Below are 11263 nucleotides of genomic sequence, written 5' to 3'. Positions count from 1 at the left end.
CCATCCGGTATTAGCTTATCTAGGTAGTTAGTGATTAACTCGCTTCCGCTCTTTAAGCTAGCTAAGCTTGCAGCACGGGTTTCTGCGAAGGATTTGGTATCGTCTTTTACCCTTCTTTTGCCGCTAAATCTAAGATCTAGCGCTCTTCCGTTTGCATCTACCATCGCATATGTTTCATAATCTATGGTAGCGCCTTGTTGAACCTTGGTCTGCAGATGATCAGCGTTAGGCAAGAGCAGTTGTCCGCTTCCTTGTTTATCTATTAGATGGATCGTGCTGGTATCGCCTACATCCGTATTGCCGCTAACATAAGCAGTGATCTTACCGCGCATATTACTTAGATCTGTATTGGCAGTAGGATCGGTTAGCTTGATCATCGAATCGCCGTCTTTAACGGTAGGTGGCATAAAGATATCGATATCGTCAAATCCGCTGATATTCTTAGCAGTGATTGAATTAGGAGCCGCGGGATTAGAAGTATCTTTACCTACGTTGAGTTTGCTTCCGTTGCCGCCCGAGATATTGCCGATATTATCGCCGCTGATTAAATTTACGGTCGAGTTATTGCCGCCATCAATATCTAAGCCGTTAAAATTCGTAGGATGAGAAGGATCGTCGCTTACTACATTTATGACAGGATTTGGAATATTTCCGTATTTATTGATCTCTCCACCGTCAAATTTACCGTCATTGGAAATTTTTCTGCCGGTTAGCTTGTTTCCCTGGATCAAGATAGACTGATCGTCGCTGCTTTGGATCAAACCTTTTAACATTATGTCGTAAGAGGTAGAATTTTTAAGAGTAAACTCATTGGTTGTTTGCTTCGCCTTCTCGGTAAAATTCGAAAAGGTATTGCCTGCATTATGGACTAGATAATACTCTTTACCCTCTTCGATATTAAGTGAGCCATAGGTATCTTTATTTACGTCATACTCTTCTCCGTTTAGTTGGAATTTAGCGTTATTGATATCGGTATTGCCGGCGGTAGTTAAATTTAAAGCCGCAGTGGCTGCGCTTCCGTTAGTGCTTGCAGAAATTCCATCAAAGTTAAGATTGTTGAAATTCTTAATATCGCCTGCGGTTTTTTGAGTGTGAGCGTTATTTACGTTTAGGGTGTTGCCGCTATTATTGCCTCTTGCATTAGATGCATCGTCAGAGCCATAGAGCTTGCCCGATAATGTGCCTGCATTGAAATTTATAACGTTATTGCTGACTTTACCGCTTGAGCTAGCGTTATTACCTGCGATGACATCGCCGATATTTGTTCCGCCATTGATCTCTACCGTATTGTCGTGGATATCTAAGGTATCGCCCGCCGCAGTGCTTCCGCCGTAAATTTTCTTACCATTTAGATTGCCTGCATTGGCATCAATGATGACAGTATTGTTTTTATTCCTATCAAGTGAGTGACCGTTATTTGCTGCATTGGTAATTTTATTGAGTTCGGTTTCGCCATAGTCGAATTCCCCATCCCAGTTTCTAGTCTGTGTGCCTTTCGAATATTGTAACTTTTTGAGGCTTGCATCGGTTTTATAGCTTTCTCCTACGAAGCTATATTCGTTTGCGTTCTTGATAGTATAGACTTGATCTTTTTGGATAGTGCGATCAAGCTGATTGATCGTTCCATTTGTTTTATTGATTAACGTATATTGCGTATTATCGGCTAATTTATCAGAATTTACGCTAATTTTAGTACCGCTTAGATCGGTAGGATTACCATCTGTCAAGGTTAACGCAGTATCGCTGCCTGAAAAACCGTCCGGAACGTTGAAATTTAGCTTACCTGCACCAGATATATTTTTAGCTGTAATTTTACCAGGTACTAGTGGATTGTTGCTATCTTTACCTACGTTTATCGTATCGTCGCCATTGGCTCTTATCTCGCCGATATCATCACCGCTTACTAGATTTATCGTAGCGTTAGGAACGTTATTTGTATCTATATCTAGTCCGCCGAAATTCTGCGGTACATTTGGATCTTCACCTACGTCGATAGTAGGATCGCCTGCAGGACCGGAGTATGTAGTGATCTCTCCGCTATCGAATGCTCCAGTGATAGTGCGGTCGGTTTTCTTTTTACCTTGGATTACGATGGATTTTCCGTCATCATCTTTCATCAGACCTTTTAAATTCATAGAGTAGGTAGTGGCGTTTTTGATCGTAAATACATTATCAGTGCGCTTAGTCGTTTGCGTTTCGTCAAAACCGGTAAATCCGTTTTCATTATGGATCAGATAGCGCTTCTCGCCGTCGCCTATCGCATAAGTATCTACATTATAATCAGTGCCATCTAATTGGAATTTGGCGTTATTAATATTGGTAATTGAGCCTGCATTTAAATTTAAAGCTGCAGTTGCAGTGCTGCCGTTAGCGCTTGAAATTCCGTCGAAGTTTAATACGTTAAGATTTGCTATATCGCCTGCGGTTTTTTGAGTAGAGGCGTTATATACATTTAGGGTATTATTTGTACTACCTGCGCTAGATAGACCATAGATGGTTTTTGTTACACTACCGCTATAGAAATTTACCTTATTGCCGCTGCCGTTTGCTGCGTGTGCTGCGTAGACATTACCGGCGACTTGTGCACCACTTAGATTTACGACGCTGTTTGTTGCAGAGCCGCTAGCTTTTGAGCCGTATACATCGCCGGTAACGCTACCGTTTATTAGGCTTACTTGATTATCATCGGTATTGCCGCTTTGGGCTTCGCCTCCGATTACATTCTTACTGGCTGTGACATTGGTTAGCGTGACTCTACTTCCAGTTACGTTGCCGCTAGAGCTTTTGCCACCTATTACGTTTCCATTAAATTTTGTTCCGCTGGCTATTATCTTACCACCAACTGCACCTGTAGAGCCTAAGCTACCGATTGAATCTCCACCGATCTCGCCGCCGGTCAGATCTAAATAACTATTAGTAACCGTTCCGCCGCGACTTTCTCCACCGATCAATCTTCCGCCTATTTTTGCACCACCATTAATTTTTGCGTAGTTATGTGCGACATCTTTATTGTTGCTTCTTCCGCCGATTGCATCACCGCTTATCTCGCCGCCTGTTAGGTCTAAATAGCTATTATTAACAGCGCCGTCGTAGCTAAGCCCACCAAATACTCCGTCATCGCCAGCAACATTCGTGCCCACGACTTTACCACCACTCATATCTACATGAGCTCCATCTATATCGCCGTAATATGTAAAAGCACCAAAAGTTGCCTTGTCAACGGTACCACCGCTAATGGTAACATAATCGCCTTTGCTATTAGATTTAAGATCATGGGCATCGTTTCTATAATAACTTCCGTATACGTAGTTAGTTACATGACCACCCTCGATAGTAGAGTGATTTTTTTCGGTTTTGCTAACCATATACGCGCCGTTGATATTTCCTACTGTACCTTTTATCAGCTTACCATGATTATTTTTAGCTGTTGCTTTGCCGCCTGGGCCGCCAATACCACCGCCCGTACCATTAGCGACTAAAACATCGGTAACTACAGCACCATCGTTATTGATAGTGACGATATTATTTTGTAAAGTGGCGGTGCTGTCTTTTGAGGCTATTACTCCACTTACATTTGCTAAATTTACAATAGCGTTGATATCTACTTTATTGCTGTCTGCATCGCCGTTTTCTACCGCAGCACCAGCAATTCTACCAGCGATAGTAGGTGTTCCCTTAATATTTACTTCATTATTATTGGCTTTATTTGTGCCTGTTGCTCTACCACCCATTACCGATGTGCTATTGAAATTTATGAAATTATTATATTTAACTTGCGTAGAACCGCTAATATTTACGATATTGTGGATAGCATCTCCACTGCTATCTGCTTGACCGTACCACGTACCGTTACCACCAAGCACGACATTATTCACATCTGCGTCAATCAAGTTGACAGTATTATTTTTCGCACCTTTTCCTTCGCCGCCCACAAGTATCGCCACCGTAGCGCCGCTGTAAACATTAAGCGTATTATTTTCGGCTGCGCTAGTTTGCTTATAATAAAAAGGTGGGGTTGTAGGAGTACCGTCTCCGTTACCTCCACCATAAATCGTATAATTCCACATAGCTTGACCGCCGCTATCAACGCCAGTTATCGTTACGATATTATTGTCGTTTTTACCGTGAGCATTTGTGGAGCTTTCAAAGCCGCCTGAGAAATTTTTACCTGATGAATGGTAAAAGTTACCTGGATGGCCGTCTGTAGTAACGGTTACCTGCCCATCTTTGGCTAAGACCTGTATAGGCAGCAATGCTAGCGTAGCAGCGATGCTCAGACCTGAGATAATTGGGATTTTGATCTCTTTCATAGTTGTAATCCTTTGTAAAAAATAAAAACTATCCATTATACTATAAAAATACCTATTTACAATAAATTTAATACAATTCCTAACAAAAGGTAGCTCAATGCGAAAAGATGGGTATTGTGATGCAACGTTTTCGATAATAAAGTAAAATTTCAGCTTATTTTTGTTATCGAAGCTTAAACGAAAAATTACGATTACAAAATGATGGAATTTTAAAATTCCGACCTTAAAATTTAACCAGCGGAATTCCCAAGAAGTGACATAGCTGGAAAAAGTGATAGAATAAAAAGGTAGTAGTTTCTGATATCGAGAAATAGGGTAGGACATAGATTTTATAAAATTTGTATTTGTAGAATTTAAAGTGAAGCAATATACGAGAGGGATTAAAATTTGAAGTAATTCTAGGTTAGAAGCACATACTTCTGCGGTATGTTGTTAGCAAAGAGATTAAAATTTTAAAGCAGTCCCAGACGAGGCGATAAAAACGATAAAGTAGCGGCGCGGAGAGTTAAATTTTAAAAATTATAAGTGAAAACAAAAGCAAAAAAGTAAAATTCTAAGAATTTCAAGCGAAATCTAGGCTTTCAGCGGTGTTTGAAATGGCAAATAGCTTTCGGAGCTGTTTAAAATAACAGAGGGCTTTCAGATGCTTTAAATAACAGGAAGGCTTCCGGCAACTTTTAATGCTCGCCAAAAGCCCATTTTTATAGTTTATGTATCTCTTACGCTCGAAAGCTCGAAATTCCGCTTGTCAAAAAGTCCAAAACCTCAAAAGATTCTGCTAGCTTATTCGCAAGCTCCGCTAATGCTTTGTCCTGGGCTTGTCGCGGTTAAATTTTAACGCTTTCGCGTTTCTTGCCGCTAAAGCCTGGCGGAAGAACTTAGCGGATTACAAGACCTTGCGGAATTCCGCGTCTGATAACCCAGACTAAGGTCTTTTTGCCTTTGTAATCTTTGATGTATCGATCGAAATCGTCTGAGCTTTTGACATCGTTTTGACCAACTTGGATGATTACATCGCCTACTTCAAAGCCGTAATCATCGGCTTTTGAGCCATCTTTGACGCTTAAGACGAGGGCGCCCGAGACATCGTCGTCGAGGTTATATTTGCGGCGCAAGCTATCATTTAACGTCCTTAGCTTTAGCCCCTCTATTGCGCTTTTCGAGTCCTCGCCGGCTGAGCCTAAGGTGGTGGAGTCGGATTTCATCGCGTCTAGCTTGATAGTTGTACTCTTGCTTTTGCCGTCGCGCTCAAATTCTACATCCACTGAGCTTCCTGGAGCCATTGAGCCGATTAAATTTTTTAGCTCGTTGGCGTTTTTGATAGATTTGCCGTTTATTTTGGTGATCAAATCGCCGCGCTTGATGCCTGCTTTATCGGCAGGCATGTCTTTTTCGACGCTTGAGATTAGTGCGCCCTCTTTGCTTTCATAGAGCTCTTTTTGGTCTTTAGACATATCCGAGATCGTGACGCCTATAAAGCCACGCTCAATCTTGCCGTTTGTGATGAGTTTTTCAGCGATCTCTTTTACCATATTTGAAGGGATCGCAAAGCCTACACCGTTATTTCCGCCGCCGCGACTTAAAATAGCGGAATTTATTCCCAAAAGCGCGCCGCGACTATCCACCAGCGCGCCGCCTGAGTTGCCCGGATTGATCGAAGCGTCGGTTTGGATGAAATTTTCATATTGATTTAGCCCGATGTTGTTTTTATTTAGCGCCGAGATTATGCCTTGAGTGATGGTGCCGCCCACGCCGAAAGGATTTCCGATAGCAAAGACGATATCGCCCTCCATAGCCTTGGACGAGTCGGCAAATTTAACCGCAGAGAGGTTTTTTTCGTCGATTTTAATGATTGCAAGGTCGGTTTTAGGGTCGGTGCCGATTACCTTGGCTTTATACTCTTTATCGCCTTCTAGTAGTGTAACTACGATTTCGTCGGCATTTTCTATTACGTGATTATTTGTGACAATATAGCCGTCTTCGGAGATGATGACACCAGAGCCTAGTGAGCTTCCCTCGCGCTCTTGTTGTTGCGGAATGTCAAAGTCGAAAAATTGCTTAAAAAACGGATCGTCAAACATCTGTGACATCGGGCTGTTGCCTGCTTTGATCTTGGTTTTAGTCGCGATATTTACGACGGATTTTTTCACGTCCGCAACGGAGCTGTGATACGAAAGCACGACATCTTGATTAAAGCCCGGATTTACGCGCTCATAATTGCTTGGAGCTTCTTTAATGTCGATACTGGCGCCAAAAAGCGCACCTGCTAAAGCTATCGATATGATGATCGATTTTTTCATTTTTGCTTCCTTTGTGATAATGAAATTTTGGCGGAATTATAAATTTTGTCCGCTAATATATTCTTAACGCAAAATTAAAATTTATAAATAGAATTTAGCAAACTTGATTGACACTCACTAAAGTTTTATGATATAATCTACATAAATTTTAAAATTTTAAGGATTAAAATGGCAAGCACAAGCAGTTTATACGAAACCTTAGGCGTGGATAAATCAGCAAGCGCCGAGGAGATTAAAAAAGCTTACCGCAGGCTGGCTCGCAAGTATCACCCGGATATCAATAAAGAACCAGGAGCTGAGGATAAATTTAAAGAGATCAACGCCGCGTATGAAATTTTAAGCGACGAGAAAAAGCGGGCGCAGTATGACCGCCATGGCGACGAGATGTTCGGCGGGCAGAATTTCCACGATTTCGCGCAGGGCTCGGCAAACATGGGCGATCTAAACGACATCCTAAATAGCATTTTCGGCGGCTCTTTCGGCGCAAAAAGCGCAGGCTCACGTGGCGGATTTAGTTTCAGCTCTTTCGGTGGTGGCGAGGGTTTTAGTGGCTTTAGCGGCAGCAGTTTCGGCGGCGGATTTGGCGGCACACAGAGCCTAGATACGCACAGCTCGATTGAAATTCCTTTTGAGACCGCGATACAAGGCGGCGAGATGAGCGTGCGCGTGGGCGGGGAGACGGTTAAATTTAAAGTACCCGCGGGTATAAATGCGGGCGAGAAGCTGCGCATAAGGGGCAAGGGACAAAAATCAGGTGCTCAAAGCGGCGATCTAATTTTAGAGATAAAAATCGCGCCAAGTGCCGAGTACACGCGCGAAGGCGACGATCTTTTCAAAAAAATCGACGTTCCTTTAAAAACGGCGCTGTTTGGCGGAAAGGTAGAAATTTCGACGCCCGGCAAAAGCGCTACGATAAAGATCGCTAAAAATACCAAAAACGGGCAGAAATACCGCCTAAAAGGCTACGGCGTGCAAAATCGCAAAAGTAAAATTTTAGGCGATCTATATGCTGTGGTAAACGTCGTCCTTCCCGACGTCGATTCGCTGGATGAGGACGTCAAAGACGCGCTGCAAAAGCTATAAGGAGGCACCAAAATGCATGATTACGACGAGCCGGTTTATCTCATATCGATAGTCTCGAAGGTCTTGGATATTCATCCTCAAACAATACGTCAATACGAGCGCGAAGGGCTTGTGAGCCCGGGTCGCACCGAGGGCAATATGCGACTATATTCGGCGCACGATATGGACCGCATACGCATGATTTTAAACCTTACAAAGGAGCTCGGCGTCAATCTTGCGGGCGTGGATGTGATCTTTCGCCTGCAAGAAAGGATCGCCGAGTATGAGCGCGAGATCGAGGAGCTGCGGGCTAAAATTTTAGAGCTTGACGGAGAGACAGAATAAAGTCTGCGAGATAAAGATTAAAGCTTAACAAAAATCGAGATCTTAGCGCTATAAGCTGAAATTTTAATGCTATCAAAAAGCAAGATCGCCTCTTAAGCGCAGATTCAAGCGATAAATTTTGATTTTCAGTGCAGATTTGTGGGCGCGTTAAATTTAAAGTCTCGCCAAACAAACCCAGGTAAATTTGCTTGCGATTAAATTTAAAAGCCGTCTTATATAATTTAGCTTTAAAATTTAAAATTTCAAGTCGTGCTAGGCTTTAAAATTTTGTCGCGAACCTCTAAATTTAGCGATAAAGTGCGACATAATTTCTCTATTTTTAAGCGGGATTTTAGTAAAATCACATTATAAAATTTACCCGTAAATTTATATGAAAAGATAGATTTCATCGATTATCGCCTCCGGTAAATGGTCGCGGATAATGTAAAATTTGACAATAAATTTAGCGCTAAATTTTATGCATAATCTTACAAAAAAGGGAGCTAATGGAGCTTGTCATAGAGCTATTTCTTGCGATCACGGCGCTTGCGATAGTGCTAAATATTGTCTTTAAAATTTTTGAAATTCCCACCATCATCGGCTATATCGTAGCGGGTGTGTGCTTTTCGCAGATATATAGCCTAAGCAGCGTTGAAAATGCTCATATGTCCGAGTTAGCAGAATTCGGCATCGTTTTTTTGATGTTTACTATCGGGCTTGAGTTTAGCTTCCATCACCTGATGAGTATGAAAAAGGACGTATTTTTTAACGGCATACTCCAAGTGCTTGGCACTGGCATTATCTTAGCGCTCATCATCGATCAAGCTTTCGGTGGAAATATAAAGACTGTGATGATCGTCGGGCTTGCGCTCGCGCTTAGCTCTACGGCGATCGTGCTAAAAACGCTCAACGAAACAGGCGAAATCAACCAAAACTACGGGCGCAAGGTGCTTGGCATCCTGCTATTTCAAGACCTCGCCGTCATTCCTATTTTGCTGATGATTGACATATTCGGCTCAACTGACAATACCCCTGTTAATTATCTTATCTTAAAAACTGCCGTAAGCGCCGCTATAGTGGTAGTGATCCTTTTCGTGCTCGGTAAATTTGCTTTTAACCGCTTCCTCTACTACGTCGTAAGGACAAATTCTAAAGAAATTTTCATCGCGACCATCCTTTTTACCGTCGTGGGGGCTAGCTTTTTGGCGCATGTTTTTGGCTTTTCGTACACGCTGGGCGCGTTCATCGCAGGCATGCTCATCGCAGAAACCGAGTATAAACACGAGATAGAAGCCGATCTGACGCCGTTTCGAGACATACTGCTGGGGCTTTTTTTCATCACGATTGGCATGCAGATAAATTTTGAAGTCATCGTCTCGCACTATGGGCTGATCCTGCTCGCTATTATCGTTATAATGGCGCTTAAAACGGTTGTGATTTACGCGATCTTATTTCTCTCGACCGGCAAAAGGATAGCGCTAAAAGCGGCGCTATCGCTATGTCAGATAGGTGAGTTTGCGCTTGCGATCTTTTCGCTGTTGATGAGCCGCGATATGCTAAGTAAGGAAAACGGGCAAATTTTAATTACAGTCGTAACCGCGACGATGATTTTAACGCCGTTTATTCTTAAGAATTTAAACAAAATCGCCAACCGTTTCGAGTCTAAAGTTGAAAAGCTCGAGGATGAGGAGCATAAAACTCAAATCCCGCCGATGAAAAATCATATCATTGTAGCAGGCTACGGCAGGATAGGGCAGGAAGTGGTGCTGCGCCTTAAAGATCAGGGGCTGCTATATGTAGTCGCTGAGAGCGATTTAGAGCTTGTGGATCTGGGCAAATCGCGCGGCGAGAATATATACTTTGTAAATATAATGCAAAAAACTGCGATCGACGAGCTGCATGCGCGCGATGCGTCGGTCATCATCCTAACGATCGCAAATCAGCAAAAGCTCGACATTGTCGCCAAGATGCTAAACGGCTCTAATTTAAAAGCAAATATCATAGTGATGCATACGGGTGCCGATCCACAAAGCGAGCTGCAGAGCGAATACGGCGAAAATTTTATCTTCGTAAAAAAGGAGAGAGTAGTAGCCAATGCGCTTTTACAAGAGGCGCTGAAATGCAAGCTAACGCAGTAGCCTTGAGCGTTTAAGATCAAATTTAAACGCATTTGCTATGCCTAAAATCTCCACGCTCTTTATTTTCTTACTTCTATACTCAGCTAATTTAAAGCGTTTTAATGAACGTAGATAAATAGATATATTTAAATGGTGGGCTTGCAAATTTAAAGACGCAAAGTGCTGCTTTGGATTGATTTAAATTCTAAATTTAAGCTGTCATTCCACGGCAAAGGGATACTCCGATAAGGAGCTGATGAAATATATTTGAGCGATAAAGTTATTTAAAAATTCGTTTAAATTTTACTAATTTCACTCTTTTATCTCTTTACAAACGCTTAAGTTGCGTGCTAGGCAAACGATGGTCGTTATAAACAATATCGGAGCTATCGGCAAATACAGATACCCAAGAATCAGAGCCATATTATCGTAACTTCGTCCTTGAGAAAAGAGCAATTCCGAGAGTGGGAGATACAAAACTAGCGTCACAATCGCAAAATTTTCTATCGCGAAAATCGTATTGCTTTTTTCGGGATTTTCTACGAAAAGTTTGCTGTATCTGCGTTTTGAAAAGAAAAATATAATCGTGCAAACGGCGCTAACTATAAACGCCCAGTGTAATTCGTACGAATTTGGTAAAAATAAAATCAAAAAAAACCGTTGTCGCAAAACTCGCGAAAGTAAATCTGATCAAACGGTGAAGTTGATATTTTTGCTTTAAATTTTTTGCAATTCGTGCTAGAGCTTTGCCGTACTCTAGCGCTTCCTCTTTGCTTTGGATAGATTCTGTTTCAAGGCTCGCGTCATTAAATTTTTGCTCAAATTTAGCGGCTTCATCTTGGGTAGCTTGCGCCTCGCCGTTTGTTTTGTTAAAATTTTGCTCGCCGGAAATTTTATCAGCGATGGCTCCGCTAATTTTTGTTTGCGATTTTGGTGCCGGTAGATATACGGTCTCATCGGCGTCAAATTCCGGATTTGCATTATATGTTATTATCGCCACCGGAATAGCGATAAAAATAGCGGGTATAATCTGACGCGTCTCCCAGTCTATGTGATATTTTATCTGTAAATAAAATCCGATTAAAGCATAAAGGACGTAAAATATCGCAGCCACATGTATCCATATAAGCATAAAGGCCTTATCTGCATT

At 42.1% G+C, this 11263-nt stretch carries 6 protein-coding genes; 3 read left to right on the top strand and 3 right to left on the bottom strand.

All coding sequences use genetic code 11. The features are described 5' to 3' along the window. Both Q0537_RS04510 and Q0537_RS04505 read right to left on the bottom strand, forming a co-directional pair. Nucleotides 1–4310, bottom strand: a 4310-nt coding sequence (locus Q0537_RS04510) for a hypothetical protein (protein WP_299225459.1), incomplete at its 3' end; no start/stop codon positions are given. Between the two features lie 878 nt (nucleotides 4311–5188). After that, the gene (locus Q0537_RS04505) at nucleotides 5189–6610 is read right to left on the bottom strand and encodes a Do family serine endopeptidase (protein WP_298097909.1); all 1422 of its coding nucleotides are present in this window, start codon (nucleotides 6608–6610) and stop codon (nucleotides 5189–5191) included. Nucleotides 6611–6778: 168 nt separating this feature from the next. Between Q0537_RS04505 and Q0537_RS04500 the strand changes: the two genes are divergently transcribed. The 3 genes from Q0537_RS04500 (at nucleotide 6779) to Q0537_RS04490 (ending at nucleotide 10134) form a co-directional block, all read left to right on the top strand. Next, nucleotides 6779–7693 (top strand): DnaJ C-terminal domain-containing protein, encoded by a 915-nt coding sequence (locus tag Q0537_RS04500; RefSeq protein WP_299225456.1) that lies wholly within the window; start codon nucleotides 6779–6781, stop codon nucleotides 7691–7693. A gap of 12 nt (nucleotides 7694–7705) precedes the next feature. Beyond that, on the top strand, nucleotides 7706–8017 hold the full coding sequence (locus Q0537_RS04495) for a helix-turn-helix transcriptional regulator (RefSeq protein ID WP_299225454.1): 312 nt from the start codon (nucleotides 7706–7708) through the stop codon (nucleotides 8015–8017). A gap of 485 nt (nucleotides 8018–8502) precedes the next feature. Beyond that, nucleotides 8503–10134: a cation:proton antiporter gene (locus Q0537_RS04490; protein ID WP_299225452.1), complete on the top strand. Its 1632-nt coding sequence runs from the start codon at nucleotides 8503–8505 to the stop codon at nucleotides 10132–10134. 577 nt (nucleotides 10135–10711) lie between these two features. Here the strand turns inward: Q0537_RS04490 and Q0537_RS04485 are convergent. After that, nucleotides 10712–11263: hypothetical protein (locus tag Q0537_RS04485; protein ID WP_299225450.1), on the bottom strand; the 552-nt coding region annotated here is incomplete at its 5' end.

The sequence above is a fragment of the uncultured Campylobacter sp. genome (genome assembly GCF_938017775.1).
Taxonomy (GTDB): Bacteria; Campylobacterota; Campylobacteria; order Campylobacterales; family Campylobacteraceae; genus Campylobacter_B.
This window is presented reverse-complemented; position numbering and strand designations above follow the sequence as displayed.

Bases quoted from the DNA above. Each gene is read 5' to 3' on its own strand.
- Q0537_RS04490 (WP_299225452.1), top strand. From the start codon at position 8,503: ATGGAGCTTGTCATAGAGCTATTTCTTGCGATCACGGCGCTTGCGATA.
- Q0537_RS04505 (WP_298097909.1), bottom strand. From the start codon at position 6,610: ATGAAAAAATCGATCATCATATCGATAGCTTTAGCAGGTGCGCTTTTT.
- Q0537_RS04500 (WP_299225456.1), top strand. From the start codon at position 6,779: ATGGCAAGCACAAGCAGTTTATACGAAACCTTAGGCGTGGATAAATCA.
- Q0537_RS04495 (WP_299225454.1), top strand. From the start codon at position 7,706: ATGCATGATTACGACGAGCCGGTTTATCTCATATCGATAGTCTCGAAG.